Origin of the sequence: Flavobacterium odoriferum (genome assembly GCF_025499515.1) — a bacterium.
GTDB classification, from domain to species: domain Bacteria; phylum Bacteroidota; class Bacteroidia; order Flavobacteriales; family Flavobacteriaceae; genus Flavobacterium; species Flavobacterium odoriferum.
The window spans coordinates 159331-178902 of sequence record NZ_JAMKFA010000003.1 but is presented as its reverse complement, the minus strand read 5'-3'; the positions used below and the strand labels follow the sequence as shown (position 1 = coordinate 178902).

The following is a 19572-nucleotide window of genomic DNA, read 5'->3' as shown; positions in this document are numbered from 1 at the left end:
AAATAATTAACTTTATTTAAAACAGAAAATTCAAACCTAATTTAAAGTTTCTTCCTCTGGTATTGTATCCAATTAATTCTTGGAAATCATCGTTTAAAATATTCGTTACAGTTCCAAAAACATGTAAACGATTAGGCAATAACTCATAAGAAATATTAGAATTAACCAACTGATAAGCAGCTAAATTAACAGCTTGTGTTGCCCAAATATTCGAATCATAATACGCATCACTTCTATGATCTACATATTGATAATTGATTCCAAATGTTCCTCTTTTAAATTTGTAATTCAAATCAACATTTCCTTTGTGCTTTGGAATTAAACGGTTTAATTGCTCTTCCACTTGAGTAAATGTATAATTTCCACCAATGTTGAAACGTTCTGATAAGGTATAACGAACACTTGTTTCTATTCCTTTTGCATTATAAGTTCCGTCAATATTAATATAATAGGATTCAAATGTTGCTGAATTGTAATAGAATCCAAAAGTATTTTCTTCTTCTCTATAAAAACCAACAGCATTAATAGTCAACTTCTTATCCAATAATTGCGATTCAAAACCAAATTCTGCCGTAGCATTTTCTTCTGGCGTTAAGTCTAAGTTCCCATAAGGTCCGTATAATTGATATAAACTTGGCGTAATGAAAGCCGTACTATATGAAGCTAAAACTTTTAAAGGTAAGTTCTCAAATGAATAACTCGGATTGAAGTTGTAAACTGCTTGACTTCCGTATTCGCTATGTGTATTGAAACGAGCTCCAGCGTTGATATTTAATCCAAAATCTGAATTAAAAACTAAAGTTGCATAAGGATCTAATAAATTGAACTTAGCATTTTCTTTGATAACATCTACTACTCCATTCGTGTTTTGCGTCATATCGAAATATTGATATTGCGCACCTAAAACTAAATATACTTGCTTGCTGAAATTGTATTTATTGAAAGCATCAATCGAAACACTTCTACCCGAATAATTATAATTATCAATAGTTCCCGACCACGAATTTGAAATATTTAAAACTCTATCAATAGTTGAAGCTCCAGCATTGATAGCAAATTCTCCTTTATTGTATTTATATTTTGGCAAGAATCCGATTCTAAATTGTTCCGAAAAACTATTGTTGTTCAAATCATCAGCATTAGCAATTATTCCGTCAAACGAATTGTCAAATGTATTTTTAATTCGGTCGTAATTCCCGAAAAACTCAAAACTTAATTTATCATTTGCTTTGAAACCTATTTTTTGTAACACATTCACTCTCGAAAATGTATCTTCTTCAAAATCTTCTCCAGCGGCTTCCGACATTCCTTTAGTTTCCGTGCTGTTTAAAGTGGTCATGTAGGAAACTTTATTAATCGTTCCGTTTACCGATAATCCTTGATTGAAATCTTGTGCACTCGTTTTAGAAGTATTCGAAGTATTTTGCGTTCCCATATTGATATACGCGTTTCCTGAAATTTCCTTTTTAGCCGATTTTTTCAATGTAATATTGATAACTCCCGTTGCAGCTCCTGTTCCGTATAACGTACTCGAAGCGCCTTTCATTACTTCAATTTTCTCGATTTGTTCGACTGGAATCAAACGCAAATCATATTCGATATTGATTCCTGAAGCATCAGAAACTGGAACACCATCAATATAAATGGCTACTTGACGATTACGACCTCCACGAATGTAATAACCTAAGTTTTTTCCATTGAACGATTGATTTCCGTTGATTTCAACTCCAGCAACTTGACTCAAAACGTTAGCCAAATTTTGACCTTTTTTAGCTTCCAAGTCTTGAGCTGTAATGACTTCTATAATTTTACCTGATTTTTCTTTGCTTTGCGCAAATTTAGTGTCGGAAACGACCACTTCTTTTAAATTAGTAACTTTTAGCGTATCTGATTCTTGAGCATACGCAAAAGCAGTAGCTAGTGTAAATACACTTAAGCCAATAAACTTTTTGTTCATTTTAAGTTTAATAAAAAATTTTAATAAATTGGGGAGAAAAGCACAGAATTTACCCATACTCAAACTTTTTTTCCCGAAAGTTTGTTACTCAATGAATGTGGCAGGTCTCCTGGCTTGCGTCTTGTTATCAACCTTCTCATCCCGAAATTCGGGACAATGGTAATGTAGATAATAACAAGCTTTATAGCTTACAGTTGCGGGTACAGCTTAGGTCTTACACCTAATTCCCTTTTAATGTTGTTTTGAAAAATTCAGAAACAACAACCAAAATTCGGTGACAAAGGTAATTATTTTTTAAAAGTTTACAATCTTAATTTTATATCTTTGATTTTCAAACTTTCAAATACATTCAAATGAGAACTTTAATTTTATTTTTATTCATCAGTAGTTTTACATTTTTACAAGCTCAAAAAATTGAAGTTGTTGAATCAAATATAAATACAATAAAAACATCTGAACCTAAATTAGATAGAGAAGATGATTATGAAGATGCAACAGTACCTTTTAGCATAGTTGAACAAATTCCATTATTTATTTCTTGCAAAAATGTCGAAAAAACAAATCAAAGAGAATGTTTTCAAGAAGAAATGAAAAAACACATTGAAAAACATTTAAAATATCCTAAAAAAGCTAAAGAAAATAATATTCAAAGTAAAATATTTACCACATTTGACATTGATGAAAATGGTAAAGTAACAAACATTCAAGTTCGTTCAAAAAATACAACTGAATATAAAATACTTTTTGAAGAAGAAGCTAAACGAATAATAAACGAATTGCCTAATTTTATTCCTGCAACGCAAAGAGGTAAAATTGTTAAAGTAACTTATGGAATTCCAATAAATTTTAAATTGTAATCTACTTCTTCTTATTCATCTTGCGCCACAACCAAATAAAGCCAATTACAAAATGTGCTAAAATAATAGTTGCCACTGCATAAAGGAAAGCGTTTGAATCTGTTCTCATGTTTTTTTATGGCAAATTTAATGGTTTTGGAAATTTCTTTTTGCAATTTTTGTTACACAATTTTCAAAACGTAGATGGAGCGAATTATTACTAATTTTATCTTTTTTGCGAACTTTGCTTAAACCTTTGTGCTCTTTGCGGTTAAAAAACTACTTTTGCAAAAAACATTTTCATGCGCCATTATTTCTTGTTAGCCATTTTATTTTTAGGATTTATCCAATGTAAAGAATCGGAAAGTTCTGCAAATCTAAATACTTCAGTACAAAACAGCATTCAACATGCAAAAGGCTTTTCTATTGAAAAATACGATGGTTTTTCGGTTGTAAAAGTTTCTAACGCTTATCCTGAAGCAAAAGATAATTACACTTACATTCTTCACAAAAAAGGCGTTCAAATTCCAGATAGTTTACAACAATTTACTTCGATTGAAGTACCAATTAAAAAAGTAATTGTAACCTCAACTACACATATTCCGGCTTTAGAATCATTAGGAGTAGAAAACACTTTAATTGGTTTTCCAACTACGGATTATATTTCTTCTGAAAAAACAAGAGCATTAATCGATGCTGAAAAAGTAAGAGATTTAGGCTCCAATCAAGGATTAAACACCGAAGTTATTTTAGATATTCAACCTGATGTAATCGTTGGATTTAGTGTGGATGGTGATTTGAAAACCTATAAAAACTTAGAAAAAAACGGTCAGAAAATCATCTTCAATGGAGACTGGACCGAAAAAACACCTCTTGGAAAAGCCGAATGGATTAAGTTTTTTGGTGCTTTATATGATTTAGACGAAAAAGCAACTGAAATATTCAATTCGATTGAAAAAGAATACAATTCGGTGCTAGTTTTAGCTAAAAATGCAAAAACTCAACCAACTATTTTTGCAGGTTCAATCTACGAAGATCAATGGTTTTTACCACAAGGCGATAGTTGGGCAGCCTATTTTTTAAAAGAAGCTAACGGAAATTATCTATGGAAAGATTCCAAAGGAACGGGAAGTTTAGCTTTATCATTCGAAAGCGTTTTAGATAAAGCCAAAGATGCTAATTTTTGGATTGGTCCAGGGCAATTTGGTTCGATACAAGAAATTTTGAATAGTAACCCAAATTACATTCACTTTAAAGCAGTAAAAAATAAAAACGTCTATTCGTTTAGCACAAAAAAAGGAAAAACAGGTGGCGTAATTTATTACGAATTAGCACAAAATAGACCAGATTTAGTTTTAAAAGATATTGTGAAGATTTTACATCCTGAAGTGTTGCCGGATTATGAGTTGTTCTTTTTTGAGAAGTTGAAATAAACTAATTTAGCCAAAAATTCAACACATGCCATTAACCAAAAAACAAAACTTTCTTTTTACCATCTTACTTTTAGTAATGGTGTTTTCGTTTTTGGTGAATATTAGCTTAGGTTCCGTTTCTATTCCGATAAAAGAAGTGGTTAACGGACTTTTATCGCAAGAAATGAGTAAGGAAAGTTGGGAAATTATTCTGTGGAATTTCCGTTTTCCAAAAGCCATAACCGCAATTTTAGTAGGAATTGGACTTTCAATGAGTGGATTATTGATGCAAACTCTGTTCAGAAATCCGTTAGCTGGACCTTACGTTTTAGGATTGAGTTCTGGTGCGAGTTTGGGTGTAGCGTTTGTAATTTTAGGAACTGGATTTTTACCAACCTTCATCGCATCCTTCTTTTTATCAAATTACGGATTAATTCTGGCTTCGAGTTTAGGAAGTTTATTGGTTTTTATGGCTGTTTTATTGGTATCGAAAAAACTAAAAGACACCATGGCAATTCTTATTGTTGGATTAATGTTTGGAAGTTTTACAAGTGCCATTGTTTCTGTTTTATCCTACTTTACTTCGGCTGAAAAATTACAGAAATTCACTTTTTGGGCGATGGGAAGTATTTCGAATTTATCCTGGAATGAAATTTCGCTTTTATCTGTTTTTGTTATTATCGGAATCGGAATTAGTTTCATGGTTATCAAACCTTTAAACGCATTACTTTTAGGAGAAAAATATGCACAAAGCATCGGAATCAACTATAAGAAAACTCGTTTTTTAATTATTATCGCCACCAGTATTTTAGCTGGAAGCATCACCGCTTTTGCTGGTCCGATTGCATTTATAGGTTTAGCAGTGCCACACATGGCGAAATTGTTGTTTCAAACTAGTAATCATTTTGTGTTGTTTTGGAGTACGCTTTTACTTGGCGCAATTGTGATGCTTTGTTGTGATACGATTGCTCAAGTTCCAGGAAATGATATTACATTACCAATAAATGCGATAACCTCAGTAATTGGAGCGCCAGTAGTGATTTGGTTGTTAGTTAGAAAGAAACGATTTTAATCATGACCCAACAAAATTTCACCATACAAGTACAAAACCTTTCGATTGGCTATAAGTCAAAATCGGAAACGATTACTATTGCTCAAAACATTAATCTTGGTTTAGAAAAAGGGAAATTAATTGCTTTAATTGGTGAAAACGGAATCGGGAAATCAACATTACTAAAAACATTAACAAGAATCATTCCACCTTTACAAGGTGAAGTTTCTTTACTCCATAAGTCACTTCAAAGTTATAAACCGCTTGATTTAGCGCAAGAATTAAGCATCGTGTTAACTGAAAAATTGCCTCCAAGTAATTTAACCGTTTACGAAATCATCGCTTTAGGAAGGCAGCCATATACTAATTGGTTAGGTACTTTATCCGAAGAAGATACAATCAAAATTGAAGAAGCTATTTCGTTAACCGAAATCCAAAATTTAGTTCATAAAAAACACGATGAAATTAGCGATGGACAATTGCAAATTGCTTTGATTGCTCGAGCTTTAGCGCAAGATACTTCGATTATTATTTTGGACGAACCTACAACGCATTTAGATTTGGTTCACAAAGCGACTTTATTAAAATTGTTGCAAAAACTCACGCACGAAACAGGAAAAACCATCCTCTACTCTACGCATGATATTGATTTAGCGATTCAAATGACAGACGAAATGATTGTGTTTACGCCAACTCAAATTGTACAAGACCAACCCTGTAATTTAATTCAAACTGGGATTTTTAATACCTTATTTGATACCGAACATTTAACTTTTGATGCTTCCATTGGTAAGTTCAAAATCAAATAATTATACATCAAAACCACTAACTTCCAAAACTTCTCCTGCTTTTAAGTCATTCAAATGAATGTTTCCTACTCGCACACGAACCAATCGCAACGTAGGAAACCCAACCGCTGATGTCATTTTTCTAACTTGACGAAATTTTCCTTCGGTCAAAGTAATCGAAACCCAAGACGTTGGTCCGTGACGTTCATCTCGAATCTTTTTGCCGCGTTCGCCTAAATTGGGAATAGATTCTAATTTGAAAGATTTGCACTTTTTGGTTTTGTATTTTTTACCATGTAAACCGATTTCAACTCCGTTTCTCAATTGTTCGACGGCTTCTTCAGTAATTAATCCATCTACTTGAGCGTAATATTCTTTTTCTACTTTTTTGCTTCGGACAATTTCACTCATCATGCCGTCAGTGGTTAACAAAAGTAAACCTTCTGAATCTTCGTCTAAACGACCAATTGCCATGGTGTTTTCGGGAAAATCGTATAATTCGCCCAATAACTTTTTCTTGCGTTTTAATTGGTAAATAAACTGCGACAAATAACCGTAAGGCTTATGAATAAGGAAATGATGATGCATCAGGTTTTTATAAATTGTAATTTCTGCTTCCAAATTTAACAATAAAATTATGTAACAAGTAATATCTTTGCCTTCTTTAAATCAAAAATAAATGAAATACTATTACACCTTACTTTTTATCGTTTTATCAATATTGGTTAAAGCACAAACTTCTAAAGGAAAAATAATAAATTCAGAGGGAATTGCTATTTCTGATGTTTACATACAAAATATCCAAAACAAATCGCATGCGCATTCCAATTATAAAGGAGAATTCAATTTAGAAAGCTCAAAAATTGGTGATAGTATTAGTTTGCTTCACAAAAATTTTGACGAAAAGCGAACTGTTCTTTCAGAAGTTGGAATTTACACATTAATTCCAAAAGCTGTCAGTTTGAAAGAAGTAGTTATTACAAATGAATTAAATCATTTACACGAAATTTCTAAAATAGATTTAAAAACAAATCCAGTAAATTCACCACAGGAATTATTACGTATTGTTCCAGGTTTATTCATTGGACAACATGCTGGTGGTGGAAAAGCAGAACAAATTTTCTTACGCGGTTTTGATATAGATCATGGAACTGATATTGCCATCAATGTTGACGGAGTTCCAGTAAACATGGTTTCTCATGGACACGGACAAGGTTATGCTGATTTGCACTTTTTACAACCGGAAACCGTAGATAATGTTGATTTTGACAAAGGTTCTTATTTTGCAAACAAAGGCAATTTAGCCACCGCTGGATATGTAGATTTCAATACAAAAGAACGAATAAAAAGTGATGAAGTGGCAATAGAAATTGGACAATTTAATACACAACGTATTCGAGGAATGTTCAATTTATTGTCTTCTGACAAAGAAAGTTTGTACTTCTCAGGTTCTTTTTTACAAACAGATAGTTATTTTGATTCGCCTCAAAATTTCAATCGAACTAATCTATTTTCTAAATACACTTTGTATAACGAAACTTCTAAGTTATCGTTTTCTGTTTTTCATTTTGACAGCAAATGGAATGCTTCAGGGCAAATTCCACAAAGAGCTGTTGATCAAGGTGTAATTGGAAGATTTGGTGCTATTGATGACACAGAAGGTGGAAACACGAGTCGAAGTATTGTAAATATGAAACATGAAAAACAATTGTCTGAAAACTCGAGTTTGAAAACCAATGCTTATGTTTCGTTATATGATTTTGAATTATATTCTAATTTTACTTTTTTCTTGGAAGATCCAATTAATGGTGACCAAATTAGACAAAAAGAAAAACGAACTACTTTCGGATTGAATTCAGAATTTAACAAACATACTTCTATCAAAAATACACCTTTTAACTATCAATTAGGAATTGGTTTACGACAAGATAAAGTAGATGATATTGAACTTTCTCATACTGCAAATCGAGTTACAACACTACAAAACATTATGCTTGGCGATGTTAATGAAACTAATTTATCAGGTTATGCAAATACGGAATTCAAATTCGACAAATTAATTCTTAATGCAGGACTTCGTTATGATTATTTTAAATTTGATTACTATGATAAATTGAGTCCAACCTATTCAAATGAAGCTATAAATAAAGGAATTTTAAGTCCTAAATTGAACTTTCTTTACAAACACAATGACAAACTTCAACTATTTTTAAAATCAGGAAAAGGATTTCACAGTAACGATACACGTGTAAAAGTAGCAAATGGTGGAAGAAAAACATTACCTGCTTCGTATGGTTCTGATTTAGGTTTTGTATGGAAACCAACACCAAAATTAATTTTCAATTCGGCTGTTTGGTATTTATTTTTGGAACAAGAATTTGTTTACGTGGGCGACGCTGGAATCGTAGAACCAAGTGGAAAAACCGTAAGAAAAGGAATCGATTTTGGTTTACGTTATCAGTTTACCGATTGGTTATTCTTAAATGCTGATTACACTTATACTGATGCCAAAAGTACTGAAGAGCCAAGTGGAAATGATTATATTCCGTTAGCACCAAAAAGTACTTTTATGGGAAGTTTGAGTGTGATTAAAAATCGTTTTTCAGGTTCATTTAAAAGCAGATATTTAGGAGATAGACCTGCAAATGAAGATTATTCTTTAACCGCAAAAGGTTATTTTGTTACCGATTTGAATTTGAATTATACATTTAAAAATTTCACTGCAGGAATATTAATTGAAAACATTTTTAATACTAAATGGAACGAAACCCAATTTGAAACCGAATCGCAACTACAAGGAGAAACTTCATCAGTTACTGAAATTCATTTTACGCCAGGAACGCCATTTAATTTTAGAACGGTTTTGAGTTATAAATTTTAATTATTCCGAAAAATAGTAGTACTTTTAACTTCAGATATTTAAATTATTTATGCCAGAATCAATGCTTATTTTAGTTACATTTATTGTTGCACTTGCCATTGGAATTTTCCTTGGAAAGTTGCTTTTTACTGCCAAATCACAATCCGAAAAATCAGGTTTAGAAGAACGAATTAACGGACTTTTAGGTCAAATTGAACAATTAAAAATTCAATTTCAAACCGAGCGAAATCAGTTTGAAAAATCGCTTTTACAACTTACTTCCGAAAAAGATAACCTTCAGAAAGAAAAAGAATCGTTAGCCATTCAATTGGCAAAAAAAGAAAATGATTTTGACAATCTTTGGGAACGAAATAAAGAACAAAAGCAAGAAGTAGAAGAACTTCAAGAAAAATTTACCAAAGAATTTGAAAACTTAGCTAACAAAATTCTAGAAGAGAAAACGGTAAAATTCACCGAGCAAAACAAGGAAAATCTTAAAAATATTCTTTCTCCTTTACAAGATAGAATTCAACTTTTTGAAAAGAAAGTCGAAGACACCCACAAAGAAAGTATTGATTATCACGCAGCCTTGCGCCAACAAATTTTGGGACTTCGCGAAATGAACGAACAAATGAGTAAGGAAACCATCAATTTAACCAAAGCCTTAAAAGGTGATAGTAAAATGCAAGGAAATTGGGGCGAATTGGTCTTAGAACGTGTTTTAGAAAAATCAGGATTAGAGAAAGATAGAGAATATTTCGTGCAACAAAGTCACACAACTGAAGATGGAAGTCGTGTTTTTCCAGATGTAATCATCAATCTTCCTGATGGTAAAAAAATGATTATCGATTCAAAAGTAACACTTACGGCTTACGAACGTTACATTAACGAAGAAGATGACAGCCTGAAAAATCAGCATTTAAAAGAACACGTGGTTTCAATTAATCGCCATGTGGAACAATTGGGCAACAAAAATTATCAGGATTTATACCACATGGAAAGTCCCGATTTTGTATTGCTTTTTATTCCAATTGAATCAGCTTTTGCAGTTGCTTTAAATGAAGACACAACCCTATACAACAAAGCTTTTGAGAAGAATATTGTAATTGTTACACCTTCTACCCTTTTGGCTACTTTACGCACGATTGATAGTATGTGGACAAATCAAAAACAGCAAGAAAATGCAATTGAAATTGCGCGTCAGGCGGGTGCTTTATATGATAAGTTTGAAGGATTTGTTGGCGATTTGATTAAAATTGGAAAAAAAATGGACGAAGCCAAAATTGAATATGGTAACGCCATGAACAAATTAGTTGACGGAAAAGGAAATTTAATTACCAGCGTTGAAAAATTAAAGAAAATGGGGGCTAAAGCTAAAAAAGCATTACCCGAATCGGTTTTAAAAAGAGCTGAAAACGAAGAAAATTTATTAACAGAAGAAAATAACTAACACATGAACACAGCAAGAAAAATTTTGGTTTACTTTCTATTGGCGGTAACCATAGGTTTAATAGGTTATACCTTGTTTATTTACAATTTCACCTTGAGCGATGGTGTTAGAAGTGGCGTTTTATCGAAATTTAGCAATAAAGGTGTTATTTTCAAAACTTGGGAAGGCGAACTAAATGAAGGTTTTGGAGCTACCCGATTTTTCCCATTTTCAGTTGAAGATGGTGAAGAAAAAGTCATAGAAGATTTAAAAAAATACCAAGGTCAATATGTGAAATTGGAATATAAAGAACGTATCAAGACATTACCTTGGTGGGGAGATACACATTATTTTATTGTAAAAGTAACCCCTGAACAATCCCCATATTTTAATAGTAAATAGATGGAAACAGCCAATACAGTTAAAGCATCAAAAATTACGTTATCGGAATTAATGTTGCCGTCTCACTCCAACTTTAGTGGAAAAATCCATGGAGGCTATTTGTTGAAGCTTATGGATCAAATTGCTTTTGCTTGTGCTTCAAAATATTCGGGATGTTATTGCGTAACGGCTTCTGTTGACACGGTTGATTTTTTAAATCCGGTGGAAATTGGCGAATTAGTAACTTTGAAAGCTTCAGTAAATTACGTTGGGAAAACTTCGATGGTTGTGGGCATTCGAGTAACATCGGAACACATTCAAACAGGAATTAAAAAACATTGTAATTCGAGTTATTTTACAATGGTTGCCAAAGACGAATTGGGAAATAATGTAAAAGTTCCAAAATTGATTATTTCCAACATGGAAGAAGTTCGTCGTTTTTATGACAGTATCAATCGTATTGAAAATAAAAAGAAATACAAAGAATTGGAAATGACTTTTGATTATCATTCAGAAGATGCAATCAATAATTTAAAAAATTACAATGTAGAAATTGCAGAAAAACTAACAAATAATTAGTTATTAGACTATAAAAATTTTGTCATTTTAAAAAAAAAGTTATATTTGTTGTTACAAAAACAAACAAAACCTACTAATATGACAAAAAAATACGCAATTCTATCCTTTTTTGCTATTTCGCTACTTTTTGTGTTTTCCTGTACAGATAATGACGACGAAGAATATATACCAATATCTCCTGTTACTGTTGACTTAACTCAAGTTCCTTACGAAAATTTATCGGATTATCATTTTTTTGAAGGTGAAATGAAAGATCAAAAACCTTCGTTAGATGTTTTACCTTACATTCCTGCAAGTACACTTTTTACAGATTATGCTCATAAAAAGAGATTCATTTGGATTCCAAAAGGTGTAAAATCAACATATAATGGAGATGGAAATGTTTTAGAACTTCCTGTGGGTTCGGCAATTATAAAAACATTTTATTATGACAATGTTCAGCCTGAAAACACAACTCGAATCATTGAAACTCGAATAATGATTAGAAAATCTACGGGATGGATTTTTGCAGAATACATATGGAATGAAGCACAAACTGAAGCAACATTAGATATGTCTGGAAGTTTCACAAATATTGAATTTGTAAATGAAAATGGGGATTTGTTAAATGTTAACTATAGAATTCCATCAGAAACAGAATGTTTGACTTGTCACAAAAGAAATGACCAACCTATTCCAATTGGAATCAAGCCGCAAAACCTAAATTTCAATTACAATTACGGTGTAGAAACAAAAAATCAGTTACAAAAATGGATTGAAAATGGGCTACTAGAAAACACTTTACCCGAAACAATCAATTCAACTGTAAACTATAACGACACTAGTCAACCGTTAGAACTAAGAGTACGCTCATATGTAGATATGAATTGTGCACATTGCCATCATGAAGGTAGTCATTGTGATTATAGACCTATTCGACTTGCATTTGATGAAACAACAAATCCTGCAAATTTAGGAGTCTGTATTCCGCCTCAAGAAGACATTAATAGCGCTCTAACTAATATTATTACACCAGCTAATAAAAATCGTTCAGTAATGTATTATAGATTAAGTGCCACTGACGAAAGTGTTAGAATGCCATTACTAGGTAGAAGCATTGTCCATACAGAAGGTATTGAATTATTAGAACAATGGATCAATACATTAGAACCTTGCGATTAATTAAAAACAACCCTCTAACCAATACTTTATGAAAAAAACATTACTTTTAATTGGAATACTTTTCGGAAGTTATTCCTTTTCTCAAAACACCTGCGAAACTGCTGTAGTAGTTTCAGCTGGATCACATGTTGTAGGCACTTTAGACGGAACCCCTTCTGCATTAGCTTGTGCTGGGAACGTAAATACACAAACTACAAAATACTCTGAATGGTACAGATATACACCTACAATTAATTATACTGTTACTATAACAACTGATTTAGCAATAAACTCTGGTGGAGACACTAATTTTAATGTTTATTCTGGTGGTTGTGGTGCTTTAGTTTGCCATTCTGGGGATGATGATAGCGGGTCAGTAGGTACAGGATATCTTTCTGTTGCAACTTTTTCTGCAATGGCAGGAACCACATATTATATTGCTTTTGATAATAAATGGAGTGCTGCTGGTTTTACTTTTCAATTAATCGAAAACACATATACACCTCCAATACCTGCGCCAGTTAGTTTTACAGCACAAGCCATTCCTACAATTTCTGGTAGCTATTTAAATTGTGCAGTTGACATGAATGGTGACTATCTAGATGATATTGTTGCAGTATCTTCAACAAATGTTCAAATACATTATCAATTAACTTCTGGAGGATTTTCAAATAGCACTATCACTACTACTGCTGCTGATTTTCTTCCTTCATGGAGTATCGCTGCAGGTGATTTAGATAAAAATGGATTTAACGATTTAGTTTATGGAGGAGGAAGTGGTGTTACCTTTATGAAAGCTAACGCAACCGGAACAGGATTTACAGAAATTTCTGGACCTCAATATGTATTTTCACAACGATCTAACATGGTTGATATTAATAATGATGGTCATTTAGATACATTTGTTTGTCATGATGTTGATCCAAATGTTTATTACCTAAATGATGGTTCAGGAAACTTAACTTTTTACCAAGGAGGATTAGGCGATCATTCAGAAGGAGGAAATTATGGTTCTGTATGGGTAGATTATGATAATGATGGCGATCAAGATTTATTTATAGCAAAATGTAGAGGTGGAGCTTCAACCGCAAAAGTGAACGAATTACACCAAAACAACGGAAGCGGTGTTTTTACAAATGTTTCTGTAGCTTCAAATATGGCTGACCCAGTTCAAACATGGTCTTCAGCTTGGAATGATTTTGATAATGATGGAGACATGGATGCATTAATTGGAGCAAGTTCAAACGCTGATGGACATCACAAATTAATGAGAAATAATGGCAATGGAACTTTTACTGATATAACTGCTGGTTCTGGTTGGGATACAAATACAAGCTTAAACATCGAACATATAACTTATGATTTTGATAACGACGGATTTACAGATGTAATGGGTGGTGGAAATAAAATCATGAGAAACAATGGTAATATGACATTTTCTCCATTTAATATAGGTTTTGTACCAGGTCCAGTAGGGGATTTTAACAATGATGGATTTGTTGATGTTCAAAGTGGTTCAACGATATATTACAGCAACGGAAATGGAAATAATTGGATAAAATTTAACCTTCAAGGCATACAAAGCAATAGAAATGGTATAGGAGCAAGAATTGAAATATATGGCCCTTGGGGAAAACAAATTAGAGATGTTAGAAGTGGTGAAGGTTTTAGAAATATGAGTACTTTAAATGTTCATTTTGGGATTGGTTCTGCAACAGCAATAACACAAGTTGTGGTTTTATGGCCATCAGGTGTAGTTGACGTTATTAACAACCCTACTGTTAATAGTGCTTTAAATGTTATTGAAGGTTCTAGTCCTTTAAGTTTAGTTGATAATGGAAATTCTAAAATTATCTTATATCCAAATCCTACAACCAACTTGATTACACTTTCTAATAGTGAAGTACTAAATATTAAAAATATTTCTGTTCTTTCAACTTTAGGAAAAATAATTAAAACAGGAAATTTAAATAATGGAAGTTTCGATGTGTCAGATTTAGCAGAAGGATTATATATCTTATCAATAGAAACTGAAGATGGTAATAAATATGCTGAAAGTTTTATAAAGAAAAATTAATGTTTTCTAATCATAAAAAAAGCCTCTTTAAAGAGGCTTTTTTTATGATTAGAAAACTTCGTTCTCTTTTAATTTTTCCATGTTGTTTACCATTTGAAGCTCGTCAACAAATTTTTGAATTTTACCATTCATAACTCCATCCATATCAAAAACGTCTAAACCAATTCTATGATCAGTTACACGACCTTGAGAATAGTTATAGGTTCTAATTTTTGCCGAACGGTCACCTGAACTTACTTGCGAAGAACGTTTAGTAGCATCTTCCGCTTGTTTGATGGCTAATTCTTTTTCGTACAAACGAGAACGCAATACTTCCATTGCTTTATCTTTGTTCTTATGTTGCGATTTTTGATCCTGACATTGCGCCACTAATCCAGTTGGAATATGCGTTAAACGAACCGCAGACTTGGTAGTATTTACCGACTGACCTCCAGGACCAGACGAACAGAAAAAGTCAACACGAACATCGTTCATATCAATTTGTACATCAAATTCTTCTGCTTCTGGTAAAACCATTACCGTTGCTGCCGAAGTATGCACACGACCTTGTGTTTCAGTTTGAGGAACTCGTTGTACACGGTGTACTCCTGCTTCAAATTTCAAAGTTCCGTAAACGTCTTCTCCTGTTACTTCAAAAATCACCTCTTTGAATCCACCAGAAGTTCCTTCACTAACATCTACTACAGAAGTTCTCCAACCACGTGCTTCGCAATATTTAGTGTACATACGAAATAAATCTCCTGCAAAAATAGAAGCTTCATCTCCACCAGTACCCGCACGAATTTCAACCATTACGTTTTTCGCGTCTTCTGGATCTTTAGGAATCAACATGAATTTGATTTCTTCTTCCAATTGTGGTAAACGCTCTTTAGCTTCGTCTAATTGCATTTTGGCCATTTCTACCATTTCGGCATCAGAACCATCTGCAATAATTTCGTTAGCTTCTTTTATATTTCCATCAAGAGTTATGTACTCTTCACGTTTTTCAACTAAACCTTTAAGGTCTTTGTATTCTTTATTTAATTGTACGTAACGCTTTTGATCCGCTATTACATCAGGCTGAATAATTAAGTCTGAAATTTCGTCAAAACGTTGTTTTACATATTGTAATCTATCTAACATAGCTGTTATTTATTTTGGAGTGCAAAGTTACAATTTTAGTTTAAAGTTCAAAAATTTAAGTTCCTAAACTTAGGAATAAAGTTTCTACTTGAAAATCAACTCGTTAAAAATATTATTTAAAATAAGTCTAAATAAATTTTGTGAATTCATTTTGACTCAATATTTTTGTGATATTATTTTAATTTAATCTTAATAAGAATGAAAAACATAATTATTACATCACTTTTACTAACCTCTGTACTAACTTTTAGTCAAGAAAAAAATGATTCAATAAAAGTTTTAAGAGAAGTTACAGTTGAAGGCACAAGAGAAAACAAGTACAAAAAAGAAAGCAGTACAACCGTTTCTAAAATGCCTTTGAAGGATATTGAAAATCCACAAGTGTACAATTCTATTCCTGCAAATCTTTTAAAAGAACAAGTAGTAACAAACTTTAACGACGCACTAAAAAACGCAACAGGTGCAACCAGACTTTGGGAATCAACTGGTCGTAATGGTGATGGAGCTGAATATTACTCAATGCGTGGTTTTGCTGTTCAACCCTCAATGGTAAATGGATTACCTGCTTTAACGAATACCACAATTGATCCAATTAACATCGACAACATTGAAGTTATCAAAGGTCCTTCAGGAACATTGTTTGGAAGTAGTGTGATTTCCTATGGTGGATTAATTAACGTAGTAACTAAAAAACCACATCAAGTTTTTGGTGGTGAAATCAGTTACAACAACGGAACCTATGGCAGCAATCGTGTTACTGCAGATGTAAATCTTCCACTTAATGAGAAAGCTGCGATTCGTGTGAATTCAGCCTACACTACAGAAGAATCTTTCCAAGATGCTGGATTTTCAAATTCTTTCTTTTTAGCGCCGTCTTTAAAATATGAAGTTAACGACAAATTGACTTTCTTAGTAAACACAGAATTTTACAACAACACTTCAGCAAAAGCGAGCATGATTTTCTTGAGTCGCTACTCACCTCTTTCATTTGATTCAATGGAATTGTTTGATAGAAATTACAAAAGATCGTTTACATCAAATGACTTAACTATGAACAACAACTCGTTCAACATGCAAATGCAAGCGCTTTATAAGTTATCGAACAATTGGACTTTACAAACGGTTTTATCTAAAAGTTCAACAAAAACAAACGGATATTATCACTATTTATGGGATTCCGCAAATGGTGATGAATTCACAAGATTTATTTCTAAAGCTGATGGAACGTTTTACACTACCGACATCCAACAAAATTTCATAGGCGATTTCAAAATCGGAAACATGAGAAACCGTTTAGTTGCAGGATTGGATTATTACAATTCGAGATTGATTAACGGTGGTTCAGGTTGGGTTTCTAACGGAATTGTTTCATTAGTTAACGGAACAGACAGTGGAGTTTTAACACAAGCTGGAACTGACGCTCTTTTAACCGGAAGTTTTGCCGGAAATACAGAAGCCAACCAAGAAATTATGAGTGCTTATGTTTCAGATGTATTGAATATCACCAATAAATTATCGGTAATGGCAAGTTTACGTTTGGATTATTTTGATGGAAAAACGTCTCAATATGATAGCGAAGAAACAAAAGGTCAAGTAGCTTTATCTCCAAAATTTGGTGCCGTGTATCAAATCGTAGAAAACAAAGTATCTGTTTTTGGAAATTATATGAATGGATTTAAAAACGTAGCTCCAACAACGGTTGCCGATTTAGATGGAAGCAATCCAAGAATCAAAGAATTCGATCCAGAACAAGCGAATCAGTTTGAAGTGGGTTTAAAAACAAGTTTGTATAAAGATATTATTTCAGCTTCGGTGAGTTATTATGACATTAGAGTGAAAGACCGTGTAATTACTGATCCAAACAACATCAATAACTCGATTCAAGGTGGTGAAGTAGAAAGCAAAGGTGTTGAAGTAAGTATTGTTGCCAATCCAATTAAAGGATTAAACGTTATTGCAGGTTTTAGTCATAATGAGGCAGAAGTTACGAAAGAATCTCCTGGCGATGGTTATTTAGGATTACGTCCAGAAGAAGCAGGTCCAGAAACGTTAATGAATTTATGGGCTAATTATACAGTAACTGAAGGACAATTAAAAGGTTTAGGAATTGGTTTTGGCGGTAACTACGCTAGCGAATACAAAACTTTGAACAGAGCGAACACAGGAACTTTCGCTTTACCTGATTACACGGTTTTAAATTCGGCTGTATCGTATGACAACGACAAGTTTAATGTGTCTTTAAAATTGAATAATATGTTGAATGAGAAATATTATTCAGGTTGGTCAACGGTTACACCTCAACGTTTACGCAGTATTACAGCTGGTGTTACTTATAAATTTTAGTTTATTTTCTGTTTAGTTTAAAGCAAGCTCCTCATTTCGGTGGGGAGTTTTTATCGTAATCACATGCAAAAATCAAGTTTCAAAAAAGGCATTCGAAAACTACATCTTTGGTTAGGTTTATCAACCGGTTTAATCGTTTTTATCATTTCGATTACGGGTGCGATTTATGTATTTCAGGAAGAAATCACGAATTACCTTCGAAAAGATGCCATTTATCATCACGAATCGAATATCGCCAACAAACAAACGCTTTCGCTTAAAGTTTTAGAGCAAAAAGTAGATGCATTTACCAATGAAAAATATCCGATTCACTGGGTAGCGGTTCCTATTGATAAAAGCCGAAGCTACATTTTCTATTACTACGAAAGAAATCCGGAAGGTTGGAATTTTTACGAAGAATATGTCGTTTACAAATCGGTTTATGTGAATCCGTTTACGGGCGAAATTCGTGGTGTTTATGATGAAACGACTGATTTTTTCAACATCATTAAATCGATTCACTTCAGTTTTATGCTGAAAACCGATTGGGGAACGTATGTTTGTGGTATTCCGACATTAATTTTTGTTTTCATGCTGATTTCGGGGATAATTTTGTGGTGGCCGAAAAACAAAAACGCTAGAAAACAACGCTTTGCTTTCAATTGGAAAAACGTAAAAAGTTGGAAACGTAAAAACTACGATTTGCACAACATTTTAGGATTTTATGTTTCTTCATTAGCTTTTGTGGTTGCCTTTACAGGATTGTTTTATGCGTTTTTCTTTATTCAAGCGATTTTATACTTCGTATTTTCGGGAGGAAGCACAACATATCCTGATTTTTCGCACATTAAAACCAAAGCACCAATCGAAATGCGAAACGAACACACGTTGGATAAAATTGGTAAAAAAGTCGAAGAATTATATCCTGATGCGTTTCAATACAGTTTGGATTTTGGTTACGAACATTTAGACGACCACGAACATCCGAATTATGATGTGTTTGTGAAACAACTCTCCTACTCGTATCACGTGAATCACAGTTTGATTTTTGATGAAAATTCGGGAGAATTATTGCACCAACATTCACATCACGACAAGAACTTGGGCGAAAAAGCGGTAGCTGCGAATTACGATATTCACATTGGAGCCATTTTTGGTATTTGGAGCAAGATTTTAGCGTTGATAATTAGTTTAGTTTGCGCGTCATTACCAGTTACAGGGTTCTTAATTTGGTGGGGAAAACGAAATAAAAAGTAAAACTATGTGTTGCAATTATTCCATTTTAAAACAAACCCAAAACGGCATGCTGATTTTCTTGAAAGGTTGTGGCAATTACCAATTAACCTTCAATAACCTCAACTTTAGCCTTACCGAAGACGAATTAATTGCGTTTGCAAATTACCTAAAACGTATTGATATCGACTATTGGGAAAAGGAATACGAACACTCCATTTATAAAAAGAAAATTCCCATACCAACGTTGCAAAGCAATTTCATTATTCTCATTAATCGATTAGAATTGTATGAATTACTCGTACTCATCAACTTCGAAAACACAAACGAAATGTTAAGTTATAACGATTTAAAAAATGGGATATTTTGGAATTGAAGCTCACTT

The 19572-nt window shown here is 32.9% G+C and carries 16 protein-coding genes and 1 riboswitch; of the genes, 13 read left to right on the top strand and 3 right to left on the bottom strand.

Going from position 1 to position 19572, the window contains the following annotated elements:
* Nucleotides 1–16 precede the first annotated feature (16 nt).
* Nucleotides 17–1957, bottom strand: a complete 1941-nt coding sequence (locus M9Q43_RS03810; protein ID WP_262317650.1) for a TonB-dependent receptor plug domain-containing protein — start codon at nt 1955–1957, stop codon at nt 17–19.
* Nucleotides 1958–2039: 82 nt separating this feature from the next.
* Nucleotides 2040–2241, bottom strand: a riboswitch (cobalamin riboswitch).
* Between the two features lie 69 nt (nt 2242–2310).
* On the opposite strand from M9Q43_RS03810, the gene M9Q43_RS03805 reads away from it, so the two are divergent.
* The 4 genes from M9Q43_RS03805 to M9Q43_RS03790 all read left to right on the top strand — a co-directional run bounded on the left by M9Q43_RS03805 (nt 2311) and on the right by M9Q43_RS03790 (nt 6065).
* Nucleotides 2311–2814, top strand: coding sequence for an energy transducer TonB (locus tag M9Q43_RS03805; RefSeq protein ID WP_262317649.1), 504 nt, complete (start codon nt 2311–2313; stop codon nt 2812–2814).
* Between the two features lie 281 nt (nt 2815–3095).
* Nucleotides 3096–4226, top strand: coding sequence for an ABC transporter substrate-binding protein (locus M9Q43_RS03800; RefSeq protein WP_262317648.1), 1131 nt, complete (start codon nt 3096–3098; stop codon nt 4224–4226).
* A gap of 25 nt (nt 4227–4251) precedes the next feature.
* On the top strand, nt 4252–5277 hold the full coding sequence (locus M9Q43_RS03795; protein WP_262317647.1) for a FecCD family ABC transporter permease: 1026 nt from the start codon (nt 4252–4254) through the stop codon (nt 5275–5277).
* A gap of 2 nt (nt 5278–5279) precedes the next feature.
* The gene (locus M9Q43_RS03790; RefSeq protein WP_262317646.1) at nt 5280–6065 is read left to right on the top strand and encodes an ABC transporter ATP-binding protein; all 786 of its coding nucleotides are present in this window, start codon (nt 5280–5282) and stop codon (nt 6063–6065) included.
* Here the strand turns inward: M9Q43_RS03790 and M9Q43_RS03785 are convergent, their stop codons facing one another.
* Nucleotides 6066–6632 (bottom strand): pseudouridine synthase, encoded by a 567-nt coding sequence (locus M9Q43_RS03785; RefSeq protein WP_262317774.1) that lies wholly within the window; start codon nt 6630–6632, stop codon nt 6066–6068. It lies immediately after the preceding gene.
* 91 nt (nt 6633–6723) lie between these two features.
* On the opposite strand from M9Q43_RS03785, the gene M9Q43_RS03780 reads away from it, so the two are divergent.
* The 6 genes from M9Q43_RS03780 to M9Q43_RS03755 all read left to right on the top strand — a co-directional run bounded on the left by M9Q43_RS03780 (nt 6724) and on the right by M9Q43_RS03755 (nt 14510).
* Complete coding sequence (locus M9Q43_RS03780) at nt 6724–8925, top strand: TonB-dependent receptor (RefSeq protein ID WP_262317645.1); 2202 nt, start codon at nt 6724–6726, stop codon at nt 8923–8925.
* Nucleotides 8926–8974: 49 nt separating this feature from the next.
* A complete protein-coding gene (rmuC, locus tag M9Q43_RS03775) occupies nt 8975–10354 on the top strand; it encodes a DNA recombination protein RmuC (protein WP_262317644.1) in 1380 nt (459 codons plus the stop codon).
* A 3-nt stretch (nt 10355–10357) separates the two neighbouring features.
* Nucleotides 10358–10735 (top strand): 6-phosphogluconate dehydrogenase, encoded by a 378-nt coding sequence (locus M9Q43_RS03770; RefSeq protein WP_262317643.1) that lies wholly within the window; start codon nt 10358–10360, stop codon nt 10733–10735.
* Nucleotides 10736–11293 carry an acyl-CoA thioesterase gene (locus tag M9Q43_RS03765; RefSeq protein ID WP_262317642.1) on the top strand — a complete coding sequence of 186 codons (558 nt, stop codon included), beginning with the start codon at nt 10736–10738 and terminating at the stop codon, nt 11291–11293.
* 78 nt (nt 11294–11371) lie between these two features.
* Nucleotides 11372–12454: a hypothetical protein gene (locus M9Q43_RS03760; protein WP_262317641.1), complete on the top strand. Its 1083-nt coding sequence runs from the start codon at nt 11372–11374 to the stop codon at nt 12452–12454.
* Nucleotides 12455–12482: 28 nt separating this feature from the next.
* Complete coding sequence (locus tag M9Q43_RS03755; RefSeq protein WP_262317640.1) at nt 12483–14510, top strand: FG-GAP-like repeat-containing protein; 2028 nt, start codon at nt 12483–12485, stop codon at nt 14508–14510.
* Between the two features lie 48 nt (nt 14511–14558).
* On the opposite strand, the gene prfA is transcribed toward M9Q43_RS03755, so the two are convergent.
* Complete coding sequence (prfA, locus tag M9Q43_RS03750; RefSeq protein WP_262317639.1) at nt 14559–15632, bottom strand: peptide chain release factor 1; 1074 nt, start codon at nt 15630–15632, stop codon at nt 14559–14561.
* Nucleotides 15633–15830: 198 nt separating this feature from the next.
* On the opposite strand from prfA, the gene M9Q43_RS03745 reads away from it, so the two are divergent.
* The 3 genes from M9Q43_RS03745 to M9Q43_RS03735 all read left to right on the top strand — a co-directional run bounded on the left by M9Q43_RS03745 (nt 15831) and on the right by M9Q43_RS03735 (nt 19563).
* Entirely contained in the window at nt 15831–17975 is a 2145-nt protein-coding gene (locus M9Q43_RS03745) for a TonB-dependent siderophore receptor (RefSeq protein ID WP_262317638.1), read from the top strand.
* Between the two features lie 63 nt (nt 17976–18038).
* On the top strand, nt 18039–19211 hold the full coding sequence (locus M9Q43_RS03740; protein ID WP_262317637.1) for a PepSY-associated TM helix domain-containing protein: 1173 nt from the start codon (nt 18039–18041) through the stop codon (nt 19209–19211).
* Between the two features lie 4 nt (nt 19212–19215).
* Nucleotides 19216–19563: a DUF6686 family protein gene (locus tag M9Q43_RS03735; protein ID WP_073583815.1), complete on the top strand. Its 348-nt coding sequence runs from the start codon at nt 19216–19218 to the stop codon at nt 19561–19563.
* Nucleotides 19564–19572 lie beyond the last annotated feature (9 nt).

Coding starts and splice junctions, on each gene's coding strand:
- M9Q43_RS03810 (WP_262317650.1), bottom strand. CDS start 1,957: ATGAACAAAAAGTTTATTGGCTTAAGTGTATTTACACTAGCTACTGCT.
- M9Q43_RS03805 (WP_262317649.1), top strand. CDS start 2,311: ATGAGAACTTTAATTTTATTTTTATTCATCAGTAGTTTTACATTTTTA.
- M9Q43_RS03800 (WP_262317648.1), top strand. CDS start 3,096: ATGCGCCATTATTTCTTGTTAGCCATTTTATTTTTAGGATTTATCCAA.
- M9Q43_RS03795 (WP_262317647.1), top strand. CDS start 4,252: ATGCCATTAACCAAAAAACAAAACTTTCTTTTTACCATCTTACTTTTA.
- M9Q43_RS03790 (WP_262317646.1), top strand. CDS start 5,280: ATGACCCAACAAAATTTCACCATACAAGTACAAAACCTTTCGATTGGC.
- M9Q43_RS03785 (WP_262317774.1), bottom strand. CDS start 6,632: ATGCATCATCATTTCCTTATTCATAAGCCTTACGGTTATTTGTCGCAG.
- M9Q43_RS03780 (WP_262317645.1), top strand. CDS start 6,724: ATGAAATACTATTACACCTTACTTTTTATCGTTTTATCAATATTGGTT.
- rmuC (WP_262317644.1), top strand. CDS start 8,975: ATGCCAGAATCAATGCTTATTTTAGTTACATTTATTGTTGCACTTGCC.
- M9Q43_RS03770 (WP_262317643.1), top strand. CDS start 10,358: ATGAACACAGCAAGAAAAATTTTGGTTTACTTTCTATTGGCGGTAACC.
- M9Q43_RS03765 (WP_262317642.1), top strand. CDS start 10,736: ATGGAAACAGCCAATACAGTTAAAGCATCAAAAATTACGTTATCGGAA.
- M9Q43_RS03760 (WP_262317641.1), top strand. CDS start 11,372: ATGACAAAAAAATACGCAATTCTATCCTTTTTTGCTATTTCGCTACTT.
- M9Q43_RS03755 (WP_262317640.1), top strand. CDS start 12,483: ATGAAAAAAACATTACTTTTAATTGGAATACTTTTCGGAAGTTATTCC.
- prfA (WP_262317639.1), bottom strand. CDS start 15,632: ATGTTAGATAGATTACAATATGTAAAACAACGTTTTGACGAAATTTCA.
- M9Q43_RS03745 (WP_262317638.1), top strand. CDS start 15,831: ATGAAAAACATAATTATTACATCACTTTTACTAACCTCTGTACTAACT.
- M9Q43_RS03740 (WP_262317637.1), top strand. CDS start 18,039: ATGCAAAAATCAAGTTTCAAAAAAGGCATTCGAAAACTACATCTTTGG.
- M9Q43_RS03735 (WP_073583815.1), top strand. CDS start 19,216: ATGTGTTGCAATTATTCCATTTTAAAACAAACCCAAAACGGCATGCTG.